Origin of the sequence: Paenarthrobacter sp. TYUT067 (assembly GCF_023656375.1) — a bacterium.
Classification (GTDB): domain Bacteria; phylum Actinomycetota; class Actinomycetes; order Actinomycetales; family Micrococcaceae; genus Arthrobacter.
Map to the genome: position 1 here is coordinate 25263 of NZ_JAMOIT010000006.1, position 26720 is coordinate 51982.

A 26720-nucleotide genomic window follows, 5' to 3' on the forward strand; every position below is an offset into this window, starting at 1 on the left:
CGTCACCGTAGTACTCCAGGTTCTTTGTGTGACCACATTCAACGGAGAGAGACACCACCATGAAATTCATTAACGGGACTAAAGCAGATACCTACGATGTCGTAGTTGTCGGATCCGGCGCAGGTGCCTTGACGGCAGCGGCGACGGCCGCGCGGGCCGGCAAATCCGTCGTCGTGCTTGAAAAGACCGAACTGCTGGGCGGCACGTCTGCCGTTTCGGGCGGCATGCTGTGGGTGGCTGACAACCACCATGCACGCGAGGCGGGGCTGAGCGATTCCAAGGAGGCGGCCGCGGAGTATGTCCGCGCGGTGGCACGGGGTCGGAGCCGTAAAGAGTTGCTGGACGCCGCTCTGAACTACGGCGACACCATGCTCCGCTTCACTGAAGACGAATGCGGCGTGCGGTTCATCTTCCTGGACAATTTTCCGGATTACCGGCAGGACCTCCCGGGCTCGGTTGAGGGTGGCAGAACGGTGGAACCTGAGCTGTACAACGTCCGTGAAGCACTCGGCGACCTCGCTGTCCATGTCCGCTCTGATGGGCGGGCCCCCTTCACCATGCAGGAATATGAAAACTGGGGAGCTTTTACCAAATTTCCCTGGCAGGAACTGTACGAGCGCCAAGAGCAGGGCCTGGTGGCAAAGGGCCAGGCGCTGGTTTCGATGCTCTTGGCCAGTCTGGTCCGTGATGGCGCCGCGTTGGTAGTTGGCGCCCGCGGACATCGGCTGCTCAGTGATGGCAGCAGGGTAGTGGGCGTCGAGCTCGAATCGGGGGAGGCCTTCCACGCCAACGACGGTGTGGTCCTCGCAACCGGCGGTTTCGAGTGGGACACGGCCTTGGCGGACTCGTTGCTGGCTTCGCGGCTGTACATTATGTGCTCGCCTCCTTCGAACACGGGCGACGGCCTGAAGATGGCCCAACGAATCGGTGCCCAAACCCGCGGTACCCGGGAAGCCTGGTGGGCGCCCATGTCCATCACAGGAGACACCCGGGATGGCCAACCTATTGGAACCCTGCTCCGTTTTGAGAGGCAAGGGCCGGGTTCGCTGATGGTTAATCGCCACGGCCGCCGCTTCGCCAACGAATCCCAGAACTATAACGACCTCGCACGGTGCCTGCAGTCATGGGATTCGCCCAATAACCAGCCCCTGAATACCCCGGCCCACGTGGTCTTCGATCACAGTTACTTGGAACGCTACGGCGTCCTCGCCCACCGGGCGGGCCAGCCGACTCCCGACTATCTGGTGGAAGCTCCGTCCCTCGCCGAACTCGCAGCGAAGATCGGTGTCCCCGCGGAAAACCTCCAGGCCACGGTAACGCGCTTCAACGAGTACGCAGTGAGGGGGGAGGATCCTGACTTTGGGCGCGGCGAAAGCGCCTACGACAAATACTGGGGCGACGACGATTGCCCTTGGCCCAACCCCTCCCTCGGACCACTACACAGTGGACCGTTTTACGCCATGGAGGTAGTCAACGGCGCCTTTGGAAGTAACGGGGGAGTTGCCACGGATGGTTCGGCAAGGGTCCTGGACGTTGACGGGCAAGCAGTTCCCGGACTGTTCGCCGCGGGAAACACCACGGAAAATGCCTACGCTGCAGGCTATCCGGGGGCCGGGGCCACGCTGGGACCCATCATGACCATGGGGTACCTCGCAGGCCGTGCCATTGCCGGGCAGCCGGCGGAATACGTCGCTGCAGAATTCGCGGGGGCCGGATCCGGTGCTGACTCCGGAGCCGGCGCATGATCCGCCATGCGGTCCTCTTCAAATTCACACCGGATTTTCCCGTCGCGGACCGGGCCGCATGGATTGAAGGCTTGAACCGGATGGAGGGCAACATTCCGGGGCTCTTGAGCCTCACCCACGGGCCGGATGTGCTTCAGCATGATCGATCGTTCGATTACGCGATCGTGGCCGACTTCGGTGCTCTGGAAGACGTTGATGTTTACAACACGCATCCGCTGCATGAGCCGCTCAAGAAGTACTCGTTCCCTAACAGCGAGCAGATCATCGCCGTTGATTTTCGGCTTTAGCTCCGACGTTCCCGAACCTGCGCCATTCGAAGGAGAATCGCATGTCCAGCACAACCCAGCAGCCCACTGCGCTGCGCAAGACCCCCGGGAAAGCGGCCTTGGCCTCTTTCCTGGGTAGCACACTTGAGTACTACGACTTCTTTATTTACGGCTCAGCCGCAGCATTGGTGTTCGGTCCGTTGTTCTTCCCTTCGGATGACCCCGCAGTCGGCTTGATCGGTGCATTCGCCACCTTTGGCGTGGCTTATGTGGCACGTCCGGTGGGCGGGCTGGTGATGGGCCACTTCGGTGACAAACTGGGCCGGAAGAAGGTCCTGCTCATCACGTTGAGCGTCATGGGTCTTGCTTCCCTGGGCATCGGATTCCTACCCAGCTACAGCCAGATCGGGGTATGGGCACCCATCCTCCTGGTGGCAGGGCGCCTTGCTCAGGGTTTTTCCGCCGGCGCCGAATCTGCGGGTGCTTCAACCTTGACCCTGGAACACTCTCCCGAGGGACGGCGTGGATTTTTCACCAGCTTTGTCATGACCGGATACGCCTCAGGGATGGTGCTTGCCACGCTTGTTTTCATTCCCGTGGCCGCACTTCCCACTGAAGCCCTCATGAGCTGGGGATGGCGTGTACCGTTCTGGCTCTCCATTGTGGTTCTGGCCATCGCCTACTGGGTGCGGACGCACTTGGACGAAACCCCGGTGTTCGAAGAAGCAAAGGACCGCAAGTCAGTTGCGCCCATGCCGCTCCGGGAAGTCCTGCGCTTTCAATCGGCAGATGTTGTCCGGGTGGTTGGCATGTCCATCATGTCGGTCATGCAAACCATCTTCACTGTCTTCGGCCTGTCCTACGCCACAGGTGCGGCGGGATTCGATAAAGCATCCATTCTCACCGTCAATGCCGTGGCAATCGGCCTGTCCATGTTTGTGATGCCCTTGACCGCCAGGATCTCTGACCGGGTGGGCCGGCGGCCGCTGCTCCTGACGGCGGCCATCGGCTGCTCGGTGACCATCTTCGCCTATTTCGCGGCGTTATCCACCGGCAACATCTTCTTGGTCTTCGCCGCGGCATTCGTCAACATGACACTGCTCTACTCCTGTTTCAACGGGATCTGGCCCGCTTACTTCGCTGAACTCTTTGCCGCCCCCGTCCGCTACTCCGGGATGGCTTTGGGCAACCAGCTGGGCTTGGTGGTTGCCGGATTCGCGCCGTTGATCGCAGGTTTGCTCCTCGGCAAAGGTAGCGACGGCTGGCTACCCGTAGCCTGCTTCGGGGTCCTGTGCATGGTTATCGCAGGGGTAGCTGCGTTCTCTTCCCGGGAGACCGCCAAGACACCCCTTGAGGACCTCGGGGAGCCGTACTGGCAGGGCGTCGCGTCCCGGAACGGGAAGTAGGCTTCGGGAGCAACTGCATCAGGAAGCACGCAGCATGCTGCGCACAAACTCCCCGCTCGGTTCCGCGTAGGCATCAACTATCCGGCTGAACAGGGCAGTACCTTCGGCCCCGGGCCAGTCCTCAGGCAGGAACGCCGACGGCAGTCCGGGGTCGAGGTACGGGATGATCCGCCACATGTCGATGCACTGCACATACGTAGCAAAGGCCTCAGGTGAAGGCTCCACGGGTTGGCAGGACTGCCCTTGGGCATCGGCGCCGTTTCCGCTGCCTGATCCGTGCTCGTGGATGAAGTCCCTGTGCAGTGCAGCTACCGCATCCAGGTCCCACCATTTGGACGCGGCGTCCTGAAGGGTGCCGCCCACCAGCGGAGTTTCCGTCACGAAGATGGTGGACATGGTCCGTAGCTCCAGATCTGTGAGGATTTCCTCCACCTCCGGACGCAGCGAATCGGGGCAGATCCACAGTCCGGCAGCCACCGTACCGCAACCGATCCAGTGCAGCCTGCGGCGTAATTGATGCCGTTTTTCGCGTTCGGTCTCCGGTATGGAGAAGGAAATCAAGCACCAGGGATCTGATTCCGACATACTCCGCGGGTTGTAGATCCTCCGGTCGCCGCGGGCCAGCATGGTTGCGGCGCCCTCGGTCAGCGTAAACCCGGGCACACCATTGCGGGATTCCTGCAACACCACATCTTTCTTGCGAAGCCGGCCCAGGGCAGTCCGGGTTACTGTTCCGGAAGTCCCCAACGCTTCCATGAGGGTCACAATGTCCTTGGTGGACATCCAGCCTCCGGCGTCCCGCAGATACAGGCCAACGACTGTGCGCAGCAACGAGGTTGTACTCCCGGGGCGGGAGTCCATGTCGTCAAGGACGGCACTCATCACCGGCTCACAGCAGTTCGGAGAGGGCATCGCGGATGGCTGCGACTCCCAACTCAACCTCGGCGTAGCTCGTGCTCAGGGGCGACAGGCCAATGCGGAGGCCGTGCGGGGGGCGGAAGTCCGGGATGACGCCCTTTTCCCAGAGCTTGGCCGTGACATCGGCGAATAGCGGGTGGTCCACGGTAATGTGCGAGCCTCGCTCTGCAGGATTCCGGGGGCTTACGATTTCCGCACCAAGAGGCACCAAGTGCTCTTCGGAGAGCGCGATTGCGTACTCGGTCAGTTTGACCGATTTTTCACGCACGGCGTCCATGCCTACCGAGGCGATCAGTTCCAGCATGTCCTTCATCGGCTGCATGGCCAGCACCGGAGGTGTTCCGGTGATAAACCTGCGCATGCCCTGCGCGGGCTTGTATGACTCCGTCATTCCGAAGGGATTATCGGCACCCATCCAACCCCAGATGGGTTGCTGCAAACGATCCTGCTGAGAGGCGTTGACGTAGGCAAAGGCGGGTGAGCCTGGTCCGCCGTTGAGGTATTTGTACGTGCAACCGACGGCGAGGTCCACGCCCCATGCGTCAAGTTCCATGGGCACCGAAGCAACCGAGTGGCAAAGGTCCCAAAGCATCAGTGCTCCGGCTTGGTGCACCTTTTCCGTGATCCCCTTGGCGTCGGCCAGGAACCCCGAGCGGTAGGCTACATGGCTGAGGACCACCACTGCCGTCCGCTCACCCAGCAGTCCGTCCAGGTCTTCGGCACGAACACCGCTGGCAGGGTTCGCAGCGATCCATTTGATGCTGGCCCCGCGCTCCTTGGCGATGCCCTCAATGATGAATCGGTCGGTAGGGAAGTTGTCGCGGTCGATGATGATCTCATCGCGGCCCGGCTGGGCGTCCACGGCTGCGCGGATCATTTTATAGAGCATCACCGAGGTGGAGTCACCCACAGTGGTCTGTCCCGGAGCGGCACCCAGGGTCACTTCACCAATGAGGTCGCCTACCGCGGTGGGCTCGTCCATCCACTGCTCGTCCCATCCGCGGATCAGGCGGCTGCCCCAGGCGTCGTGGACAAAGGATGCCAGATTCGCGGAGGTGACCTTCAGCGGGCGGCCCAGTGAGTTGCCGTCCAAATACGAGACGAGCTGATCGGCGTCGGGCGCGTAGAAGGCCTCGCGCTGGGCGGCGAGGGGATCAGCGGCATCCAGTTCGGCCGACGTCGGTTTTTGGGTTTGTTGCGCTGTTGTCATGGTTCCTCCTGCGGAAGTGTTGGGCGGCAGAGCCGGGCGTCTGGTTAGTTGCCAATCTCGGTGCGGACGGCGTAAAGCTCGGGGAAGAACGTGAGGTCCAGGGCGCGCTTCAGGAAGTCCACTCCCGACGATCCGCCTGTGCCTACCTTGAAGCCGATGGTGCGCTGGACTGTCCTCAGGTGGCGGAACCGCCAGGCTTGGAAGTTGTCCTCAATATCCACAAGATCCTCGCAGGCTTCGTAAAGGCCCCAGGGAGTGTCGTCCGATTCGTAGATCTTCTGGAAGATGGGTACGAGGTCTTGACGGAAGGTCCACGGCTCGCTGGTATCCCGGGCCAGGATGTCGGCGGGGATGTCGTAACCTGCGCGGGCCAGGACGTTCAGGAAAGCGTCATACAACGTGGGCTCCTCCAGGAGCGTGCTGAGTAACGCATGAGCCTCGGGTTCGCTTTCAAAGACGCGCAGCATCCCGCGGTTCTTGTTGCCCAACAGAAATTCCACGCCGCGGTATTGATACGACTGGAACCCTGACGAACTGCCCAGGAAGCCGCGGAACTGGGCGTATTCGCGGGGCGTGAGGGTCCCAAGGACGGACCATTGCTCAGTCATGGTTCGCTGGATGGCCTTGACCCGGGCTATGCACTTGAGCGCCTTGCCCAAATTGTCGGCGTCGAAAAGCCTCCGGGCTTCCAGCAATTCATGCAAAACCAGCTTCAACCAGAGCTCGCTGGTCTGGTGCTGGATGATGAACAGCAACTCGTCGTGGTGCTCTGGCTCACTGAGGGGGTGCTGGGAGCTCAGCAGGCGGTCGAGGTCCAGATACCCGCCATAAGACATTGCATGCCGGAAATCAGTGCGGACACTGTCCTCGATATCGCGGACGCTTTGGGCGGAATGGACTGTGGGCTTTTCCATGCTCAGAGAATATCACTTGCATGACGCACGTCAAGGTATTGATTCAAGCATAGTATCCAGCTCCGGTTGTAGCTGAGTTCTCGCGTAGGCTGAATCTCAACCGTTGGGGAAGGGGAATGGCCATGGATGCCCGTCAAGACACTCATGCACCTGTGTCCATATATCTGGACGTCGACGGCGTGGTGAACCCCTTCAGTCCCCTCGGAACCACGGACTGGGGAAGTGAATGGACCTTCGCCGACGCCGGAATCCTGGATGTCGCTTTTGCGCAGGAGGTTGTCGCTGAACTCAATGTCCTTGCACGTCACCCCGATGCTCGATTTGTGTGGCTGACCACCTGGGAGGGCCTCGCGCCGGAGTTTCTATGCCCCGCCATCGGCCTGAACGGACAGGACTGGCCGGTGCTTTCCAGCCTGGGCTGGGATGAGGGCAATGAGTGGTGGAAACTGGTGGCCCTTCAAAAGGATCTGGCCGGCGCCGGAAGTGAGCGGATCATATGGGTTGACGACCAACTCAGCCAGGAGTCCGAGGCCCGATCCTGGGCCGAATACCAGCAGGATCGTGTGCTTTGCATCTCACCGGATCCGCGCAAAGGTCTATCCCGTCGCGACCTCGAGGCTGTCAGGGCTTACCTGGGGTGAACCGGAGCCCCGGCACGTTTGTCCGCTCACCGGAAGGCACGTAGGATTCTTAAGGTTTCAAGCCCGCCGGAGTGAATACCGCAAGCCGAGTCAGTTGAACACTTGCTGAACTATGCTGTGGATGGCAGGTATGGGGAAGTGAAACTGCTGAACGTCGTCGACTCTGCAGATTGGGCAACAGGTGGATATCACCTTCATGGTCGCGCTGGTAATAGCGTTGGCCCTATTCTTTGACTTCACCAACGGGTTTCACGACACTGCCAACGCGATGGCTACGCCTATCGCCACGGGGGCGATCAAGCCCAAGACGGCTGTCGCCCTGGCTGCCGTGCTCAACCTCGTCGGCGCATTCCTCTCTACGGAAGTGGCCAAGACCATCTCCGGTGGATTGATCCGGGAAGGGTCAGAGGGAATCCACATCACCCCTGACATCATTTTTGCCGGCCTCATGGGGGCTGTTCTCTGGAACATGATCACCTGGCTCAAGGGCCTGCCATCGAGTTCGTCGCATGCACTGTTCGGCGGCCTCATCGGCGCAGCAGTAGTGGGCATCGGCTTCCACTCCATCAACTTTGAGACAGTACTGCAGAAGGTGATCCTGCCTGCCATCTTCGCGCCGCTCATAGCAGGGCTCGTCGCGTACATCTGCACCCGCCTCGCTTATGCCCTCACCTCCCGGCATGATCCCGAAACAGGCGACAAGCTAACTCAGAAACGTGGTGGCTTCCGCACTGGACAGATTTTCACCTCAAGCCTGGTGGCCCTGGCACACGGAACCAACGACGCCCAGAAGACCATGGGCATCATCACCCTGGTGCTTATCGCAGGAGGCACTCAGGCTCCGGGCAGTGGTCCGCAGTTCTGGGTCATCGCAGCCTGTGCTTTCGCCATCGCCATCGGTACCTACGCAGGTGGTTGGCGCATCATCCGCACCATGGGCTCGGGCCTCACCGAGGTAAAGCCGGCACAGGGTTTCTCCGCGGAAACCAGCACCGCCTCTGCCATCCTGGCCTCATCCCACCTGGGCTTTGCCCTTTCCACCACGCAGGTAGCATCAGGCTCAGTCATCGGCTCAGGCCTTGGCCGCAAGGGGACATCTGTCCGCTGGGGCACTGCGGGCAAGATTGCCTTGGGCTGGTTGTTCACGCTACCGGCCTCTGCCATCGTCGGCGCGCTGACGGCTCTCCTGGTGAGCATCGGCGTCGTTGGCGTCATCATCGCCGCAGTGGTGGGTACTGCCGCGGTACTGTTCATGTTCGTCGTTTCCCGCAAGTCGCACGTCGGCCACCACAACGCCGTCGAAGTTGAAGAAGCCGGCCATGCCGTGCGGTTCCGCAAGAAGAAGAAATCCCGAAAGACAACCCCCAGCGAGGATGTGCAGCGATGAAATGGTTGGAATTGCTGCAGGTGGCGGGAGTAACCCTCGTGGCCGCCGTTACCTTGGTGGTGCTTTACTCATTGGGCGTTCGCCTAACGGCCATCGCCGGTGACGCCCAGCAAAAGTCGCCTGTTTTGGTGCGCTCATTGGCCTACGTATGCTTCGCGTTCTGCGCAGCCGCGGTACTTTTCGGCATCTACCTGATTGTGCCCTATTTCGGAAAGTAGCCGCTGTTTTCTGGCTGTGAGGTCCTCCAGGGAGAATAATCAGCAGTGCAGTTATGCACATAGCTGCGTCATTCTGAACCGGCAGATGTGGGGCCGTCATGACGTTCCTTACCCGGGACCAGCTCATTGGAGTGGTGCTGGTTCCCGTCGTCGTCTTGGGACTTTCTGCCTGCCTTCCTTCCGGAAACGACGGCCTCCCCTCTATCTCCACGCCCAACTCGACGTCCGTCTCACCCCCGGCGACGTCCACGGCTCAGGCCGCCTCACCAGAGGCCACATCACCGCAGGAAGCTTCAGCTGAAGCCACCGCCACGCAGGCCGCCTCAACACCGGACGCTGTCCAGACCAGCCCACCGCCGGCCGCAACGCCGCAAAGTGAGTCGGCGCCGCAACAGCCCACCGGCGTCGGACCAACCGGCAGTCCCCGCAGCGGCAGTCAACCCGAGCGGGCGCCGAAGTCCGAGGAAACCGCAGAGGCGCCCCCGCAGGAGCCCACCGTGGTGAGTTGGCTGCCAACCGGGCCCATTGGGTCAGATGATCCCGCCCCTGGCCAGCGGTACCTCATGCTGCAGCAGTTCCAATGCGATGCGCTGGTCCAGAGCGTTGAGGGCGCAGCAGATGCTGCCGTCTGGCAGGCGGGCGCGGCGGTGTGCAGGGCCCTGCAAACCGGAAGGCAGGACGACTGGCAGCAAGCGTCCGTGGCCGTGGCCAGGACCCCGCGAATCCCGCAAAAGCAGTGCCTTGAGTTCCGGGTGGCGGCCACATCGGCATTTCTGGTTGCTCAGTACCGCAGTAACCCCGGATCTGTTTTCAAGGCGGAACCCGGTCCCGGCGAAGCGTGCCCCCGGCAATTGCTGAGGTTGACCGTAGTGGACGAGGACTTGCGGCCAGTGATTGGCATGCCCCGCGCATCGGGACCCACCTCAGGGGGCACTATTGTTCGCTTGGACGGCTACTACGTGCGGGTAGGAGAAGTCCTGTTTGATGGCGTCCCCACAGTTCCGGACATTGTGGCCGGGGGAGGGGACTACCAAGCGTTATACCTGCGGATGCCGCCCGCTGAAGGCAGGGAATCCATCCGGATCTCCATCAAAGACACGGTGGAGGTTGCCGGAACGGTGACGTTCTTCTACGTGGATCCTGCCGTGCCTGGCAGCACCCTTCCACCTGCTGCTGAACCGGCCAAGGAGCCCTAGACGCCCAGTTCATCGCCGCGTACGACTCCGAAAAAAGTCGTCCCGGGTAAGCCAGCCAATCCCGCAGCCCGCTGATGAGTCAGGGTCGCTGCCCAGTCCGGTCACCGCCCAGTCCGGTCACCGTAATGGCCGGTCACTGTCCTGGCCCGCTCGGATTGCCCTAGTCTGAGGCCATGGCGATTTTCCAGTATTACGTAGCTTCAACCATTGATGGCTTCATCGCCTCACCTGAGGACGATCTTGGCTGGCTCCTCCAGTTCGACCAAGCTGAGGGAGTCAATGAGAGCATCGAATCTTTCATGGCGGGCGTTGGATGCATCGCCATGGGCGGCGACACCTACCGCTGGCTCATGGAACATGAACCCGGCAAATGGCCGTACCCGGATACCCCATGCTGGGTCTTCACCCACCATGAGTACTCAGCACCGGCCGGAGCGGATATCACCTTTGTCCGTGGCGACGTCCGCGAGTTCGCACCGGACTTACTCAAGGATGCAGGCGACAAGAACGTCTGGCTGGTGGGCGGAGGCCACCTCGTGGCTCAGTTCGCCAACGCCGGATTGCTCCACGAGATGATCGTCACCATCATTCCCGTGGTGCTGGGCGCGGGAAAACGGCTGCTGCCGCTCAACGGCCCGACGGCGCCGCTTGAGTTGGTCTCTTCCAAGATCCTTGGTGGGGCGGCGGCTGAACTTCACTACCGGCTTCAGTGACGGTTGTCCCGGATCATATTGGTGATCCGGGCAGTTGAGAGCCGGCGGCCCTTGTCATCGGTGATAACAATCTCGTGCGTTGCCAGTGTGCCACCCAGATGGATGGCGGTGCAGGTGCCCGTCACGATACCGCTGGCAACGGAACGGTGGTGGGTTGCGCCCACCTCTATGCCTACGGCGTGTCGTCCCCGGCCGGCGTGAAGCGATGCAGCGAACGACCCCAAGGTCTCTGCAAGGACAACGTGGGCTCCGCCGTGCAGGATACCTGCCACCTGCGTGTTTCCTTCCACCGGCATAGTGGCCACCGTGCGCTCCGCACCCATTTCCGTGAATCGGATACCCAGTTTCACCACGAGGGCGCCAACGCCATGCGCTGAGAGCCAATCGTGGAACTCTTCGGGGACACCTGCTTCATTGAGCTCGTCGACAAACCGGTTCGGCGTGAAATTGTCCATCATGCCAACTAGGCTGGCACCTGTGAGTGAAACAACCAAACCGGACCAGGTTCCAACGGCCCAAGCTGCTGCCATCGCTACAGCACCCACCCCCTCTGCATCAACCACCACCAGCACTACGGGGGAGGGCCGGCCCAGGCTGCTGGTCCTGGACGGCCACTCCATGGCATTCCGGGCTTTCTATGCCCTTCCTGCGGAGAATTTCTCTACGGCCAGGGGGCAATACACCAACGCTGTCCATGGGTTTACTTCCATGCTGATCAACCTGATCAAGGACCAGAAGCCCACCCACGTTGCCGTGGCATTCGACGTTTCTGACGACACCACGTTCCGTAAGGCTGAGTACAGCGAATACAAGGGCGGCCGCAACGCCACCCCCGCCGAGTTCGCCGGCCAGATCGGCCTCATCGCCAAGGTCATGGAAGCCTGGGGCATCAGGACCATTGCCATGCCCGGATATGAAGCCGATGACGTCCTGGCCACGCTGGCCGCCCAGGGCGACGCCGCAGGCTTTGAGGTGCTGCTTGTTTCCGGTGATAGGGATGCGTTCCAGCTCATCAATGACAACGTCTTTGTCCTGTACCCCAAGCAGGGTGTCAGCAATATCCCCCGGATGGATGCTGCGGCCATTGAGGAAAAATACTTCGTCAAGCCCGGTTTGTACTCTGACCTCGCTGCCCTCGTGGGTGAAACCGCGGACAACCTTCCCGGCGTTCCGGGCGTCGGCCCCAAGACCGCGGCCAAATGGATCAATCTCTACGGTGGCCTTGAGGGCATCCTGGAAAACCTAGACTCCATCGGTGGCAAAGTGGGCGGCGCCCTGAAGGAGAACCTTGAGAACGTCAAGCGCAACCGCAGGCTGAACCAGCTGCTGACCGACCTCGACCTACCCCTCACCTTGGCTGACTTGCACGAGCCACGTCCGGACCGCCAGGCGATCGAGGAGCTTTTTGAGGAACTCGAATTCCGGACTCTCCGGACGCGGCTGTTCGATCTCTACGGTGACGACACCGCCGGAGCGGCCCCGGACACCATTGAAACCCCGGAATACACCGTCCTTAAGGACGCCCCGGGACTCGAGGCCTTCTTTGCCGCTGGATCCGGCGTGCGTTCGGCACTCGCGGTCCAACTGGTACCCGGACGCGTCGGTGATGACGCAAGTGCCCTGGCTGTCGTCAGGAGCAACGGTGCGGCCTACATCGACCTAACGGGCCTGGACGCCGCAGCTGAGTCGGTTTTGTCCCGGTGGCTCCAGGACCCCGAGGAAGCCAAGGTGCTGCACGAGTTCAAGTCTGCACTCAAGGCCCTCCACAACCGTGGCCTCGGCTTGGAAGGCGTGGTGGATGACACCTCCATCTCCGGCTACCTGATCCAGCCGGACCGCCGCAGCTACGACCTCGCTGAGCTGGCCCAAGTGCACCTGAAGATCTCCTTCGCCGCTGCTGCGGCCCAATCCGGACAGTTGGAATTGGACCTTTCCGGTGACACCGACGAAGCTGCCGCAGCAGCGCTCGTCCAGCATGCCGCCGTCGTGCATGCACTCAGCAAACACTTCGAAACCGAACTTGCCGACATCAAGGCCGACGCCCTGTTGACCACGCTGGAACTCCCCGTGGCGCGCGTGCTGGCCCAGATGGAACTCACCGGCATCTACGTATCCACCGACCGGATGGACGAACAGCTCGCCGACCTCACCAAGGTCATCGAGAACGCTCAGGAGCAGGCTTTTGCCGCGATCGGACACGAGGTCAATCTCGGTTCGCCCAAGCAGTTGCAGACCGTCCTGTTCGAGGAACTCGGCCTGCCCAAGACCAAGAAGATCAAGTCCGGCTACACCACCGACGCCGCGTCCCTGAAGGGGCTGCTGGAGAAGACCGGCCACGAATTCCTGGTCCAGCTCATGGCACACAGGGAATCTTCCAAGCTCGCCCAGATGGTGGAGACCCTCAAGAAGTCCGTTGCCGATGATGGTCGTATCCACACCACGTATGCGCAGAACATTGCAGCAACAGGCCGCATCTCCTCCAACAACCCCAATTTGCAGAACATCCCGGTCCGCAGTGAAGAAGGGCGTCGCGTTCGCGGCATCTTCGTCGTCAGCGACGGCTATGAGTGCTTGCTGTCGGCCGACTACTCCCAGATCGAGATGCGCATCATGGCGCACCTCTCCGGGGACGAGGCCCTCATCCAGGCCTACCGTGATGGCGAGGACCTCCACCGCTTCGTGGGATCGCGGATCTTCAACGTTGCGCCGGCCGAAGTCACCAGTGCCATGCGTTCCAAGGTCAAGGCAATGTCTTACGGCCTGGCGTACGGCCTGACGTCCTTCGGATTATCCAAGCAGTTGGAAATCTCCGTGGATGAAGCCCGGACGCTCATGAAGGACTACTTCGACCGCTTCGGCGGAGTCCGCGACTACCTGCGCGGCGTAGTGGACCAGGCCCGGACAGACGGTTACACAGCCACCATCGAGGGCCGCCGCCGCTACCTCCCGGACTTGACCAGCACCAACCGGCAAGCCCGCGAAGCAGCCGAGCGCATCGCCTTGAACTCACCCATCCAAGGCTCAGCGGCAGACCTCATCAAGCGCGCCATGCTGGGCGTCTCGGCCGAGCTCGCCAGCCAAGGACTCAAGTCCCGCATGCTGCTCCAGGTCCACGACGAACTGGTGCTGGAGGTTGCGCCGGGAGAACGCGAAGCCGTGGAGAAGCTGGTCATCGAACAGATGGGCTCGGCTGCTGAATTGTCAGTGCCGCTGGATGTCCAGATTGGCGTCGGTTCCAGCTGGTACGAGGCCGGACACTAAGCCAGGCACGTATTTGTTGAGTCCAGCCAAGGATTCAAGCGAACGCCTGAGGGCGCGCCGCCGAGATGGTGGCGCGCCCTCCGGCGTCTGGCTAGGCTCAATGGCGTGGCCGATCCCAATGAAAACAAGTCCGGAAAGTACACCGTTCAACGATTCCCCGCCGTAGCTGATCCAGATGACGCCGGCTACAGCCGCTGCACCACCTGGGTGCAGGCCGTATCCCACGGATTCCACCAACAACGGCGCGACGATGAATACCTCGCCAAAACCTTGGCGGCCTATCAAACAGATCAGCGCGAGCTGACGGGCGTCTACGTCAACGGCAACGTGCCGGAGCATTCTCTTGGCTCAGAGGTTCCCGTGGCAACGTACGCCACCATGCGCAAGGCCTTGAACATTGGTTTTGGCCGCCAACTTGAGTCCAACCTCGTTACCGCCGTGACGGTCCGCGGCACGCACCGGCGGAACGGAATCCTGCGCGGCATGATGACCGCCGATCTGGAAGCTGCCAAGGATGACGGCCTTGCCATGGCCGCCCTCACGGCGTCTGAAGCGTCCATCTACGGCCGTTTTGGCTTTGGCGTGGCCACTTTTGAGCGAAGCATCAAGGTTGATACCGGCCCACGGTTCAGGCTCCGGGGGCTGCCGCAAGGCACCATGGAAGTCGCCGATCCGTCCGTGCTCCTGGACGTGGCACCGCAGGTCTTTGAACGTGTCCAGCGGCTCTCGCCGGGTTCCATTGACCGGCAGGAATACTACCGGCTTCTCGCTTCCGGTTCCATCGGCCACGACGGCAAGCCCGACACCTCCGTTCGTTGCGCCCTGCACTATGACCTTTCCGGATCATTGGATGGCTACGTTTCCTACCGCTTCAAGGGCTGGGACCACAAGCCGTTCACCATGGAGATCGTGGACCTCGTGGCCGCAAGCAATGCGGCCTACCTGGACCTGTGGAGGTTTCTGGGCAGCATTGACCTCATCGACGAAGTGACGTGGGTTGAAGCGCCGGTGGATGACCCACTTGCGTGGGCGCTGGAAGATCCGAGGTGCATTGAGGCCTCGGAGATCCGCGACATGCTGTGGCTCAGGATCCTGGATACACCAGCTGCCTTGCAGGCCCGCAGCTTCCCCGTTGCCGGCAGGCTGGTGCTGGAGGTGACGGACTCCCTGGATTTGGCGGGTGGCACCTGGGTTCTGGAGTCCGACGGCGGTGCTGCCGCCGTCGTGACGGAAGCGTCAGGCGAGGCGCCCGACCTCAGCCTGGACGTCGCCGACCTCGCCTCCATTTATCTTGGGGCTGTGTCGCCCGTTACCTTGGCGGCCGCTGGTCGCATTGGTGAGCACACGCCGGGAGCTGCGTTCCTGGCGCAGCAACTGTTTGCTGTGGAACGATCCGCGCACTGCCTGACGCACTTCTAGAGGCCGTCAAGCAAGCGCGACCACCACCACAACCACCTAGTTACAACCACATAGTTACAACCAGAGAAGGACATCCATGGGGGATTCCAAGCGGCGGCCGTTGGCCGGCCGGCGATCAGTGCTGCTTGGAATGGCAGGACTTGCCTCGGCTGCCCTGACGGCGTGTGCGAGTGGCCCTACGCATACCGCCGGCTCGAGCGGAGACCTTGCTGCCCCAACGTCCCCTCGTTCGGGCCCGGCCACACCGCCTCCTTCCCTTGCCGCCAAATCCCGCGAGCAAGCCGTTGCGGCCCTCGCTCCAACGTCTCCCGCTTCGCCTGGGCCCGCATCCACGGTGCTGTCGAAGCAACACATCATGGCGGAGTTCCACGGAAGGCACCCCAAGGAATGGGGACTGCACGTGACGGGAGTGGTGAACCGCACGGCGTCCGCCAAGGTTGTCTTGACATTTGATGCGTGTGGCGGTCACGGCGGCACAGGATGCGACCACGCACTCCTGCAAACTCTCCGCAGACACAACGTCCCTGCAACGCTGTTCATCAATAGCCGATGGATCCATGCCAACCCCGCGCTCTCGGCAGAGTTGGCCGCCGACCCCCTGTTCGAACTCGCCAATCACGGCACTGCCCACCTGCCGTTGTCAGTGAGTGGCAAGTCCGCCTACGGCATTCAGGGAACCACTTCAGTGGCAGCCGCTTACGATGAGTTGATGGGTAACCAGCAGATCCTGCAGGAGCTGTGCGGAACGGCCCCGAAGTTTTTCCGCCCAGGCACTGCGTTCTACGACGAAGTTGCGGTGGAAATGACGCGAAGGCTCGGTATGTTGCCGGTCAACTTCACAGTCAACGGCGACGGAGGAGCCACATATTCTGCTGCCACAGTGGCCGGTGAAGTGGGGCGTGTGGTGGCCGGGGACATCGTCATTTCGCATTTCAACAGACCTGCTGCAGGCACCGCCGGCGGCTACGCGCGGGCTTTGCCCCAGCTGCTGGATCTCGGAGTCTCATTTGCCCGCCTCGGGGACGTCCTGACGGTGTAACACTCCTTTTGACCCTGCTTTGCCAATGCGACTAGAATAAACGGGCGTGTACTACGTGCATGCATCCATTTTGTACTAATCCACAAATCAGGATGACCCGGTAATTTGCCGTGTTCTGCCGTCCGGACCCGGGCGGCAGCGGTTTGCCTGACCGACTAACTATCCACAACGGAGCCCCTACTACATGACCATCACCTCCACCGAGAAGCCCGGTACCCCCGTAGTCGCCATTAACGACATCGGTACCGCTGAGGACTTCCTCGCAGCTGTCGACGCCACCATCAAGTACTTCAACGACGGAGACCTCGTCGAAGGTACCGTCGTCAAGGTCGACCGCGACGAAGTTCTGCTCGACATCGGTTACAAGACCGAAGGTGTCATCCCTTCCCGCGAGCTTTCCATCAAGCACGATGTTGATCCCGGCGACGTTGTCGCCGTTGGCGATCAGGTCGAAGCTTTGGTTCTCACCAAGGAAGACAAAGAAGGCCGTCTGATCCTCTCCAAGAAGCGTGCTCAGTACGAGCGCGCCTGGGGCGACATCGAGAAGGTCAAGGAAGAAGACGGCGTCGTTACCGGTACCGTCATCGAGGTTGTCAAGGGTGGCCTCATCCTGGACATCGGCCTGCGTGGCTTCCTCCCCGCATCGCTCGTGGAGATGCGTCGTGTCCGCGACCTCGCTCCGTACATCGGTCAGCAGATCGAAGCCAAGATCATCGAGCTGGACAAGAACCGCAACAACGTTGTGCTGTCCCGCCGTGCATGGCTCGAGCAGACCCAGTCCGAGGTTCGCTCCACGTTCCTCAACAAGCTGGAAAAGGGCCAGGTTCGTCCGGGCGTTGTTTCCTCCATCGTCAACTTCGGTGCATTCGTGGACCTGGGCGGCGTAGACGGCCTCGTTCACGTTTCCGAGCTGTCCTGGAAGCACATCGACCACCCGTCCGAGGTTGTTGAGGTTGGCCAGGAAGTCACTGTCGAGGTCCTCGAAGTGGATCTGGACCGCGAGCGTGTCTCCCTGTCGCTCAAGGCTACGCAGGAAGATCCGTGGCAGACCTTCGCCCGCACCCACGCCCTCGGCCAGGTTGTTCCGGGTAAGGTCACCAAGCTGGTTCCGTTCGGTGCGTTCGTTCGCGTCGAAGACGGCATCGAAGGCCTCGTGCACATCTCCGAGCTGGCTGTCCGCCACGTGGAGCTTGCAGAGCAGGTTGTCTCCGTTGGCGACGAACTGTTCGTCAAGGTCATCGACATCGACCTCGAGCGTCGCCGCATCTCCCTCTCCCTCAAGCAGGCTAACGAGGGCGTTGACGCTGACAGCACCGAGTTCGATCCCGCTCTGTACGGCATGGCCGCTGAGTACGACGAAGAGGGCAACTACAAGTACCCCGAGGGCTTCGACCCCGAGTCGAACGAATGGCTCGAGGGCTACGAGACCCAGCGCGCCGCTTGGGAGCAGCAGTACGCTGACGCCCAGACCCGCTGGGAAGCTCACAAGAAGCAGGTTGCCCAGCACGCTGCTGACGACGCTGCTGCTGCAACGTCCGGTGAGTCCGATTCCGGCACCACCAGCTACTCCTCGGAGCCGGCTGCTGCTGAGTCCAACACCGGCGGCGGTACCCTGGCGTCCGACGAAGCACTCGCTGCACTGCGTGAGAAGCTGACCGGCAACTAATTCCGCTTCCCTCACGGGATGAGCTGAATAGCCAACGAAGGACCCCTGCCTCCGGGCAGGGGTCCTTCTGCTTTCGGCCCCTACATCGCATCTGTTTCCTCCCGACGCACCCTTAACCACTGGTGCAATAGGCGGCAACGGGCGCGCTGCCGGGATGAGCATAGGTGCAAACGGCGTTAGGGGGTGTAAACGGCGTTAGGGGTGCGAACGCAGTTCAGTAGGGGACGTCCACCCATTCGGTGCCCTGTGGCAGCAGCTCAAGAGTTCCTGCGGTGAGGGACGCCAGCCGGGCGTGGGCCTCGGAGATGGCACCTGCATCGTCAGGCAAAGCCACTCGAAGAACCGTGTGCCGGGCTTCATATCCGGTTTTCGCCATGACATACCCGGCGCCGCGAAGTTCGTTTTCCAAACGACCAGCCTCCGCGTGGGGGACGTCAATGGAGCACAGGCGCAGTCTTCGCCGCTGAACCAACGGTGCCAGGTCCAAGGCGGCGGACACCGACTCGGAGTACGCGCGGACCAGGCCGCCTGCGCCCAGGAGGATCCCGCCGAAATAGCGCACGACGACGACACTGACGTCGCTAAGGTTCGTCACCTTGGGTGAGGTCTCCCTTTTGACGAGTGCCTCCAGCATGGGGACACCTGCCGTACCCGAGGGTTCGCCGTCATCGCTGGAGCGTTGGATCATGCGATCGGGCCCTATGACGAAAGCTGAGCAATGGTGGCGGGCGTCGTAAAATTCACGGCGAAGGTCACTGACCAATGAGCGTGCTGTTTCCTCATCGGGTGCGCGCCGGAGGACTGTGATGAAGCGGGATCTGCGGATCTCCAGTTCGTTGCGGAAATCCGCACCGGCCGCGATGGTCGTATACGTCGTAGCGCGGCTGCCATCCTCATTTTCCACCGCTTCAGTCTAGTGTTGGAGGGTGTTGAAGATTGGGTTGACTGGCGGCATCGCCTCGGGAAAATCGTCGGTGGCGTCCAGGTTGCGGGAACTTGGTGCAATCCTGGTGGACGCAGATCTTATTGCGCGTGAGGTGGTGGAGCCCGGAACTCCTGGCCTGGAGCGGGTTGTTGGGGCCTTCGGTCCCGGCATCCTCGACGCCAATGGCAGGCTTGACCGGCCGAAGCTCGGTTCCATGGTGTTTCAGGACCCTTCCCAACGCGAAGTTCTCAACAGCATCATCCATCCGCTGGTCCGGGAGGTTGCTGCGGCAATCGTGGCCAGTGCGGGACCTGGTGACATCGTGGTCCAGGACATTCCACTTCTTGTCGAAACCGGGCAGGGCAGCAACTTCCATTTGGTAGTGGTGGTGGATGCCCCGGATGACGTCCGCGTTCAACGCATGGTGGAGTTTCGGCAGATGACCACGGAGGACGCGTTGGCTCGTATGGCCTCACAGGCTACGCGAGCAGAACGCAACGCCGCTGCCGACGTCGTCCTGGACAACTCCGGAACCCGGGAGCAGTTGCTCGCCGCGGTGGATGCTTTATGGACGCACCGCCTGGCGCCCTTCGCGGAGAACCTCCAACGGAGCACCAGGGCCCCGCGCGAAACCGGGCCGGTCATGAACGCTTCCAAGGCGGAGTGGATTGCGCAGGCGCAGCGGTTGGCTGAACGCATCACCGCTGCAGCTCCCCACGAGATCCTTGCAGTGGATCACGTCGGCTCTACCTCGGTGCCAGGGATGGCGGCAAAGGACGTGATCGACCTTCAACTCGCCGTGGCTGACCTTGAGACAGCAGACCGCATTGCTCCTGCCCTCGCCGCGGCCGGTTTCCCCGCCGTGCCCGATTCCCATCAGGACACCCCGAAGCCACCGGAACTGGATCCCGCGCTATGGCAGAAACGGTTCCACGCCAACGCTGATCCGGGCCGTGCGGTGAACCTGCACGTCCGGGTGGCCGGCTCACCCGGATGGCGGTACGCACTGCTGTTCCGCGACTGGTTACGGGCAGAACAGTCTGCGGCGGAACTGTATCAAGCACACAAACATGAAGTGGCGGCCACGCACGCCGGGGACCAGGGCACTGCTGCCTACGCCGACGCAAAGGAGCCGTGGTTCACAGAGGTCGCTTGGCCACTCATGGATGCGTGGGCCACCCGCACAGGGTGGATGCCGCCGTCGTATATCTCTTCTGCTGAAGGCAAACGCGGACAGTAGCTGTCCTAGGGCAGGAGTAGATTGGTTTATATGAGTCTTGCCCAGGAGATCAACCGTGTGGTCGCGCCCTTCGAAGTAATCAGTGAATTCAAACCTGCCGGCGATCAGCCCACCGCTATCGCGGAACTGACCGAGCGAATCAACAACGGCGAAAAAGACGTTGTCCTCCTTGGCGCCACAGGTACAGGTAAGAGTGCAACGACGGCGTGGCTCATCGAACAGGTCCAGCGACCCACCCTGGTGATGGTCCAAAACAAGACACTCGCCGCGCAGCTGGCCAATGAGTTCAGGGAACTGCTGCCCAACAACGCGGTGGAATACTTCGTGTCCTACTATGACTACTACCAACCTGAGGCCTACGTAGCGCAGACGGATACTTTCATTGAGAAGGATTCCTCCATCAATGAGGAAGTGGAAAGACTCCGTCACTCCGCCACCAATGCGTTGCTGACCCGACGCGACGTCATCGTGGTGGCCACGGTTTCCTGCATTTATGGCCTGGGCACGCCCGAGGAATACATCGCCGGCATGGTCACACTCCGCAAGGGCGCAGAGATGAACCGCGACCACCTTCTCCGGAAGTTTGTCTCCATGCAGTACGCGCGGAATGACATGGATTTCCACCGGGGTACCTTCCGGGTCCGCGGCGACACCGTGGAGATCATTCCCATGTATGAAGAACTCGCCATCAGGATTGAGTTCTTCGGCGATGAGATCGAGAACATTCAAACGCTCCATCCCCTCACCGGCGAAGTGCTGCGGGACGAAGAAGAAATGTATGTTTTCCCGGCCTCACACTACGTGGCTGGTCCGGAGCGGATGGCCCGCGCCATCAAGCGGATTGAGGACGAACTTGCTGACCGTTTGAAGGTCCTCGAAGGCCAAAACAAGCTTGTCGAAGCCCAACGGCTGCGGATGCGCACAACATACGACCTCGAAATGATGCAGCAGATGGGTTTCTGCAACGGCATCGAGAACTATTCCGTCCATATCGATGGCCGCGAACCCGGAACGGCGCCACACTGCCTGATCGACTACTTCCCTGATGATTTCCTTCTGGTAGTGGATGAATCACACGTCACCATTCCGCAGATCGGTGCCATGTACGAGGGCGACATGTCCCGCAAGCGGAACCTCGTGGACTTCGGCTTCCGCCTTCCCTCGGCCATGGACAACCGGCCCCTGAAGTGGGACGAATTCCTGGAGCGCATCGGCCAGACCGTCTATCTGTCCGCAACGCCGGGTAAGTACGAGCTCGGCAAAGCCGACGGCTACGTCCAGCAGATCATCCGCCCCACCGGCCTTATCGATCCCGAGGTCGTGGTCAAGCCCACCAAGGGTCAAATCGACGACCTCCTCGGTGAAATCAGGACCCGGACGGAGAAGAATGAACGCGTTCTTGTCACCACGCTCACCAAGCGCATGGCGGAGGACCTGACGGACTACCTCGTGGGCCACGGAGTGAAGGTTGAGTATTTGCACTCCGACGTCGACACCCTGCGGCGTGTGGAACTGCTCCGCGAACTCCGGATGGGCGTGTTCGATGTCCTGGTTGGCATCAACCTCCTCCGTGAAGGCCTCGACCTGCCTGAAGTTTCCCTCGTGAGTATCCTCGACGCTGACAAAGAAGGGTTCCTGCGATCCTCAACCTCCTTGATCCAGACCATCGGCCGCGCAGCGCGTAACGTGTCCGGCCAAGTCCATATGTACGCGGACAGGATCACCGACTCCATGGCCCACGCCATCGAGGAGACCAACCGACGCCGCGCCATCCAGGTTCAGTACAACACGGACCATGGCATTGATCCTCAGCCATTGCGCAAAAAGATTGCCGACATAACCGATCAGCTGGCTAAGGAAGACGCAGACACCCAGGAACTGCTCAATAACAACCGCCTCGCCAAGGGGGGCAAGCGCAAGACGTCCGCAAAGGGTGCCGCCACCGTACGCCAGGACGGTCTTGCCGCAGCTCCAGCCGAAGACCTTGTGGGCCTCATTGAGCAACTAACAGAACAGATGCACGGGGCGGCTGCAGAACTCCAGTTCGAAGTCGCCGCCCGCATCCGTGACGAAGTCAAGGAGTTGAAGCGCGAATTACGCCAGATGCAGTCCGCCGGGCACGCCTAAGGTAAGGTTTAGGTCACGTAGGGGAGTATCCCAAGCGCTACATCCGTCAGCACGCAAGGCACAGATGCCTCGCCGGATCTAGCGGGCCGCCAATTTTTGCATTCACCGCACCCTGGCAGGCCGGAGAGACTTACACCGCTTTCCCGTACCCTGCGAAAGGCACCTTTAATGCAGCTTCCCGTCTGGTTTGAGATCGGCTCCTTTGTCGTTCTCGGAATCATCCTGCTCATCGACCTCCTGTTGGTCGTCAAGCGTCCCCACGAACCTTCCATGAAGGAAGCCGGCCTCTGGGTCGGCTTCTATGTAGGACTGGCGCTGCTGTTCGCAGTAGCCATGTTCGCATTCGCCGGTCCCGAATATGGGGGCCAGTTCGTCGCAGGGTGGGTCACTGAGTACAGCCTCAGCATCGACAACCTCTTTGTGTTCATCATCATCATGGCCCGCTTCTCGGTGCCCCGTAAGTACCAGCAGGAAGTGCTGATGGTGGGCATCATCATCGCGCTGATCCTTCGCGGAATCTTCATCGCCCTGGGTGCAGTAGTGATCGAGCAGTTCAGCTGGGTCTTCTACATCTTCGGCGCGTTCCTCCTCTGGACTGCGTGGAAGCAAGCCAAGGATTCCGGTGAAGACGAAGAAGAGGGCGCCGAGAACCCGCTGATCGGTCGCCTCCGCAAGGTCTTGCCGATGTCCGAGAAGTTCGACGGCAACAAAATCCGCACGGTGGTGGACGGCAAGAAGGTCTTCACCCCCATGCTGATCGTCTTCGTGACCATTGGCTTGACCGACCTCCTGTTCGCCGTTGACTCCATCCCCGCTATCTTCGGCCTGACCCAGAGCGCCTTCATCGTCTTTACGGCGAACATCTTCGCGTTGATGGGCCTGCGTCAGCTGTACTTCCTCCTCGGCGGGCTCATGACACGTCTGGTGTACCTCAAGCACGCCCTATCCGTGATCCTGGCCTTCATCGGCGTCAAGCTTGTCCTGCACGCCATGCACGTCAATGAGCTCCCGTTCATCAACGGCGGCCAGCACATTGAGTGGGCTCCTGAGATCCCCACTTACGTATCGTTGGCCGTCATTGTCGGTACCATCATCATTGCTGTCGTAGCCAGCCTGATGAGCCCCGCAGCACGCCAGGCGAAGCTGGATGCGCGTTTGGAAGAGGACGCACGCAAGAGCATGAGCGAGGCAGAGTAACTGTCCTCCAAAAGTTGTAGTCTCGTGAAGTGACTACCACTTCAACTACGGCGCTGGACCCACAACGGGTTCAGCGCCGTACTGTTTTCCTGCTCAGTTCCGCGCAGTTGCTCAGCGGCGTCGGCAATGGCGCCACACTCTCCATTGGGTCCTTGCTGGCCGTGGATTTGTCCGGATCCGAAGCCTGGGCGGGATCCATCACCACCGTCCTGACACTGGCTGCCGCAATCGCAGCACTGCCGCTGGCTCGCTTGGCTGAGGCCCGCGGACGGCGCGTGGGCCTTGTCACCGGGTTGGTAGCTGCGATGGTCGGTGCACTGCTCATCATCGCCTCAGTCATGAGCCAGTCTTTCGTTCTACTTTTGCTGGGCGCAGCCTTCCTCGGCCTGGGCACTGCCGCCAACCTGCAGGCCCGGTTCGCCGCCGTCGACCTCGCTGAACCGGAGCGCCGGGGCCGATCATTGTCCACCGTGGTCTGGGCCATCACCATCGGAGCCGTGGCTGGGCCCAACCTGATCCAGCCCGGAGCCGCAGTGGGGGAGGCACTTGGCCTGCCGCCCATCGCAGGCCCCTTCGTGTTCTCCGCTGTGGGACTTTTCCTGGCAGCCGGACTGTTGTTCGCAGGCTTGAGGCCGGATCCACTACTGCTGTCCCGTCGGCTGGCTGCTCACGTTGGGGCTGGTGACGATCCAGGGGCGCAACCCGTCCGGGGAACCATCCGGTCCGGTCTTCGCGCCGTTCGTGCATCACCCCAGGCGGTGTTGGCGCTGGCGGCAGTCGTCGCCGCCCATGGCGTCATGGTGGCCGTTATGTCCATGACACCGCTGCATCTCCAACAGCTTGTGGGTGGAAGCCATGATGGACACCATGGTGGGACCACGGACAGCACGGATGCCCTGGTGGTTATTGGGCTAACGATCTCCCTCCACATTGCCGGCATGTTCGCCCTGTCGCCCCTCTGGGGGTGGCTGACGGACAAGGCCGGCCGCTTCCAGACCATTGCCATGGGGCACGGGCTCCTGTTGGTGGCGGTGTTCATCGCCGGATTCGGCCAACGTGAACCTGTGTTGGTCACTGTGGGGTTGATATTCCTCGGCCTGGGATGGTCCGCGGCAACCATTGCCGGGTCAACGCTCTTGGCCGAAAGCGTCGAACCCGAACAACGGGTCACTGTGCAAGGCGTCTCGGACACCCTGATGGGTGCCGCAGGAGCACTCGGCGGCGCAACGTCCGGCCTACTCTTAGCCTGGATCGGCTATCAGGGGCTCAACATCGCTTCAAGCCTTCTGGCGGCAGCAGTGTTGGCCTTGACGGCCGTCATTGCTGTCCGCCAGCGTATGTCGGCCGCGGGGAGCGGACCACTGGAGAACACATCCACCTAGCGCTGGGCGCGCACCATGCCCAAGAGCTTCCTGAAGATCCCCTCACCGTCTTCACCGATGCCATCATGGTGGAAGTCCGATGTGACCCAGGCCTGAAGACCTCGCACGGCTGCAGCGGTCTCCAGCGAGAGATCGTGGTCCACGTAGATATCGTCTTTGTACACGGCTGCCGCTACGGGCACGCTGTTGGATGCCAACCGGGCGGGGTCATACAACGGTTTCCAGTCTTTCCGGGCCGCGAGGTGTTCGGCGACTTCCCGCAGGGGAACAAGCGCCGGATCCTGTTCGAAGTACCAAGGGTAAACCATTTCTCCCGTGAGCAGCGGCTCGACTGCTTCAGGCTTGAACTCCGGGTAGTCCTCAAGAACACGCCAAGCAGCCCAATTGGTTGCCTCGCCTTGGCCGTAGATGGATTCGTGCAGGACGGCATAGAGCGGATTGGCCGCACGGCTCACGAGTGCCCGTACCTGTTCCAGGAAAGATTCGGACAACCGCTCACCGGTGAGCGTGCTGATGAACGCGTCTTCCAGAAGGTAGTGGAGCCCATCCACCCTGGTGTTTCCGCCCAGGAAGGATCCCACCATCTGGAAACGCTCAGGAGTCAGCCGTTCACCGCTGGCCAGGAGTTCAGGGTGCTGCTCCAGATGACGGGCGATTCGCGTGACCTTTTCCCGGTCCTCCGGGTACCACGAGAAATACTCGGCGTTCCTTGCGGCAACCCGACGGAACGTTGCCTGGTAAACGCGGTCTGCTGAACCGTGGAGCGGGGCCAGGCCACCGGTGATCAGCACCTCACGCAAACCCTCCGGCGCAAAGGACAGATACGTCAGCGCACAGAATCCACCGAAGCTCTGTCCCAGCACCGACCACGGCCCGGAGCCCAGAACGCCCCGGATGTACTCGGCATCGGCCACGATGGAATCAGCGCGGAAATGGGTCAGGTAGTCCGCTTGCGCTGCGGCGTCGCCACGGAGCTCCAATGACTGCCGCTCAATCGGAGTGGATAAACCCGTGCCGCGTTGATCAAGCATCAGGATGCGGAAGTCCTTGGCGGCCGCCTTCATCCAGCCGGACAGTGACGTGACGCGGTTACCCCGGCCGCCTGGCCCACCCTGGAGGTACAGCAGCCACGGCAGCTTGGCGGCCTCTTGCGGCGAATGGCTGGTGGAAGAGTATTCCCGCGCAAAGATGGTGATCGTCTCTTCGGGGACCAGCTCCTGGTGCACCAAGGGAACCGTAAAATAATGCTCCGCCGTCCGGAGTCCACGAAATTCGTGGCGGGCTTGGATGCGGTGCCCGCCGGCGGAGGGCCGCTGGTCAGCCACTGACGATTCAGCCATGGGTGAGAGCCTCTTTCGCCTCACCGATGCTCGTCCCGTACGCCTGGAGTGCGTCGCCCGTCAGCCTGAACGTTGACCATTCCTCCATTGGGAATGCACCGAGGTTCTTGTAGAAGTTGATGGAGGGTTCGTTCCAGTTCAGGACGCTCCACTCCACCCGGGCGTAACCGCGTTCGACGGCGGTGGTGGCCAGATACTGCAAGAGCGCCTTCCCGTGGCCCTCGCCACGGGCATCCGGAACCACGTAGAGGTCCTCAAGATAGATGCCGTGGACGCCCTCCCAGGTGGAGTAGTTCAGGAACCAGAGCGCGAAACCCTGAACTGTGCCCGCACTGTTTTCCGCAATGGTGGCGTAGACACGTGGATTCTCGCCAAAGAGTACTTCGGTGAGCATGGCCGGGGTGTTCTTCACGGCGTCCGGTTCCTTTTCGTAGATCGCAAGGTCGTGGATCATCCGAAGGATGGCAGGGACGTCTTCAATGGTGGCGGGGCGGATTACACTCATGCATT

General features: G+C 61.4%; 23 protein-coding genes. 16 read left to right on the plus strand and 7 right to left on the minus strand.

Annotated elements, in window-relative coordinates; genetic code table 11:
• Positions 1–59 precede the first annotated feature (59 nt).
• From MOD31_RS06890 to MOD31_RS06900, 3 genes are read left to right on the plus strand one after another with little or no spacing between them, the layout of a single operon-like run.
• Positions 60–1745 (plus strand): FAD-dependent oxidoreductase, encoded by a 1686-nt coding sequence (locus MOD31_RS06890; protein ID WP_166840809.1) that lies wholly within the window; start codon positions 60–62, stop codon positions 1743–1745.
• On the plus strand, positions 1742–2032 hold the full coding sequence (locus tag MOD31_RS06895; protein WP_142939275.1) for a Dabb family protein: 291 nt from the start codon (positions 1742–1744) through the stop codon (positions 2030–2032). Before MOD31_RS06890 ends, MOD31_RS06895 begins: the two co-directional genes overlap by 4 nt.
• A gap of 41 nt (positions 2033–2073) precedes the next feature.
• Entirely contained in the window at positions 2074–3417 is a 1344-nt protein-coding gene (locus tag MOD31_RS06900) for an MFS transporter (RefSeq protein ID WP_250820176.1), read from the plus strand.
• Between the two features lie 18 nt (positions 3418–3435).
• Here the strand turns inward: MOD31_RS06900 and MOD31_RS06905 are convergent, their stop codons facing one another.
• Genes MOD31_RS06905 through kynA form a run of 3 tightly spaced genes read right to left on the minus strand, consistent with a single transcriptional unit; the run spans position 3436 to position 6459 of the window.
• Positions 3436–4299 (minus strand): PaaX family transcriptional regulator C-terminal domain-containing protein, encoded by an 864-nt coding sequence (locus MOD31_RS06905; RefSeq protein ID WP_250820177.1) that lies wholly within the window; start codon positions 4297–4299, stop codon positions 3436–3438.
• A 7-nt stretch (positions 4300–4306) separates the two neighbouring features.
• On the minus strand, positions 4307–5545 hold the full coding sequence (gene kynU, locus MOD31_RS06910) for a kynureninase (RefSeq protein ID WP_142939272.1): 1239 nt from the start codon (positions 5543–5545) through the stop codon (positions 4307–4309).
• Positions 5546–5589: 44 nt separating this feature from the next.
• Positions 5590–6459 carry a tryptophan 2,3-dioxygenase gene (gene kynA / locus MOD31_RS06915; RefSeq protein WP_142939271.1) on the minus strand — a complete coding sequence of 290 codons (870 nt, stop codon included), beginning with the start codon at positions 6457–6459 and terminating at the stop codon, positions 5590–5592.
• 122 nt (positions 6460–6581) lie between these two features.
• Here kynA and MOD31_RS06920 point away from each other — a divergent pair, with 122 nt between their 5' ends.
• The 5 genes from MOD31_RS06920 (at position 6582) to MOD31_RS06940 (ending at position 10614) form a co-directional block, all read left to right on the plus strand.
• On the plus strand, positions 6582–7100 hold the full coding sequence (locus MOD31_RS06920; protein WP_223942566.1) for an HAD domain-containing protein: 519 nt from the start codon (positions 6582–6584) through the stop codon (positions 7098–7100).
• 181 nt (positions 7101–7281) lie between these two features.
• Positions 7282–8487, plus strand: coding sequence for an inorganic phosphate transporter (locus MOD31_RS06925; protein ID WP_142939269.1), 1206 nt, complete (start codon positions 7282–7284; stop codon positions 8485–8487).
• A complete protein-coding gene (locus MOD31_RS06930; protein ID WP_142939268.1) occupies positions 8484–8705 on the plus strand; it encodes a hypothetical protein in 222 nt (73 codons plus the stop codon). The genes MOD31_RS06925 and MOD31_RS06930 overlap by 4 nt, the downstream gene beginning before the upstream one ends.
• Positions 8706–8803: 98 nt before the next feature.
• The gene (locus tag MOD31_RS06935; RefSeq protein WP_250820178.1) at positions 8804–9901 is read left to right on the plus strand and encodes a hypothetical protein; all 1098 of its coding nucleotides are present in this window, start codon (positions 8804–8806) and stop codon (positions 9899–9901) included.
• A gap of 173 nt (positions 9902–10074) precedes the next feature.
• A complete protein-coding gene (locus MOD31_RS06940; protein WP_142939266.1) occupies positions 10075–10614 on the plus strand; it encodes a dihydrofolate reductase family protein in 540 nt (179 codons plus the stop codon).
• On the opposite strand, the gene MOD31_RS06945 is transcribed toward MOD31_RS06940, so the two are convergent.
• Positions 10608–11072: a hotdog fold thioesterase gene (locus tag MOD31_RS06945; RefSeq protein ID WP_142939265.1), complete on the minus strand. Its 465-nt coding sequence runs from the start codon at positions 11070–11072 to the stop codon at positions 10608–10610. The two genes, MOD31_RS06940 and MOD31_RS06945, sit on opposite strands and share 7 nt — an antisense overlap.
• A 160-nt stretch (positions 11073–11232) precedes the next feature.
• Here MOD31_RS06945 and polA point away from each other — a divergent pair, with 160 nt between their 5' ends.
• The 4 genes from polA (at position 11233) to rpsA (ending at position 17999) form a co-directional block, all read left to right on the plus strand.
• Positions 11233–13875 carry a DNA polymerase I gene (gene polA / locus MOD31_RS06950; protein ID WP_250820240.1) on the plus strand — a complete coding sequence of 881 codons (2643 nt, stop codon included), beginning with the start codon at positions 11233–11235 and terminating at the stop codon, positions 13873–13875.
• 105 nt (positions 13876–13980) lie between these two features.
• Positions 13981–15294, plus strand: a complete 1314-nt coding sequence (locus MOD31_RS06955; RefSeq protein WP_250820179.1) for a GNAT family N-acetyltransferase — start codon at positions 13981–13983, stop codon at positions 15292–15294.
• A gap of 76 nt (positions 15295–15370) precedes the next feature.
• Complete coding sequence (locus tag MOD31_RS06960; RefSeq protein ID WP_250820180.1) at positions 15371–16333, plus strand: polysaccharide deacetylase family protein; 963 nt, start codon at positions 15371–15373, stop codon at positions 16331–16333.
• A gap of 184 nt (positions 16334–16517) precedes the next feature.
• The gene (rpsA, locus tag MOD31_RS06965) at positions 16518–17999 is read left to right on the plus strand and encodes a 30S ribosomal protein S1 (protein WP_026540604.1); all 1482 of its coding nucleotides are present in this window, start codon (positions 16518–16520) and stop codon (positions 17997–17999) included.
• A 214-nt stretch (positions 18000–18213) separates the two neighbouring features.
• Here the strand turns inward: rpsA and MOD31_RS06970 are convergent, their stop codons facing one another.
• Positions 18214–18903: a YigZ family protein gene (locus MOD31_RS06970; protein WP_166840791.1), complete on the minus strand. Its 690-nt coding sequence runs from the start codon at positions 18901–18903 to the stop codon at positions 18214–18216.
• Positions 18904–18925: 22 nt separating this feature from the next.
• Here MOD31_RS06970 and coaE point away from each other — a divergent pair, with 22 nt between their 5' ends.
• From coaE to MOD31_RS06990, 4 genes are all read left to right on the plus strand, one after another.
• The gene (gene coaE, locus MOD31_RS06975; protein ID WP_166840789.1) at positions 18926–20164 is read left to right on the plus strand and encodes a dephospho-CoA kinase; all 1239 of its coding nucleotides are present in this window, start codon (positions 18926–18928) and stop codon (positions 20162–20164) included.
• A gap of 30 nt (positions 20165–20194) precedes the next feature.
• The gene (uvrB, locus tag MOD31_RS06980) at positions 20195–22291 is read left to right on the plus strand and encodes an excinuclease ABC subunit UvrB (RefSeq protein ID WP_142939259.1); all 2097 of its coding nucleotides are present in this window, start codon (positions 20195–20197) and stop codon (positions 22289–22291) included.
• 168 nt (positions 22292–22459) lie between these two features.
• On the plus strand, positions 22460–23488 hold the full coding sequence (locus MOD31_RS06985; RefSeq protein ID WP_142939258.1) for a TerC family protein: 1029 nt from the start codon (positions 22460–22462) through the stop codon (positions 23486–23488).
• Between the two features lie 29 nt (positions 23489–23517).
• Positions 23518–24870 carry an MFS transporter gene (locus MOD31_RS06990; protein WP_166840787.1) on the plus strand — a complete coding sequence of 451 codons (1353 nt, stop codon included), beginning with the start codon at positions 23518–23520 and terminating at the stop codon, positions 24868–24870.
• Here MOD31_RS06990 and MOD31_RS06995 read toward each other — a convergent pair.
• Positions 24867–26210 carry an alpha/beta fold hydrolase gene (locus tag MOD31_RS06995; protein ID WP_142939256.1) on the minus strand — a complete coding sequence of 448 codons (1344 nt, stop codon included), beginning with the start codon at positions 26208–26210 and terminating at the stop codon, positions 24867–24869. The two genes, MOD31_RS06990 and MOD31_RS06995, sit on opposite strands and share 4 nt — an antisense overlap.
• On the minus strand, positions 26203–26715 hold the full coding sequence (locus MOD31_RS07000) for a GNAT family N-acetyltransferase (protein WP_142939255.1): 513 nt from the start codon (positions 26713–26715) through the stop codon (positions 26203–26205). The genes MOD31_RS06995 and MOD31_RS07000 overlap by 8 nt, the downstream gene beginning before the upstream one ends.
• Between the last annotated feature and the right edge of the window lie 5 nt (positions 26716–26720).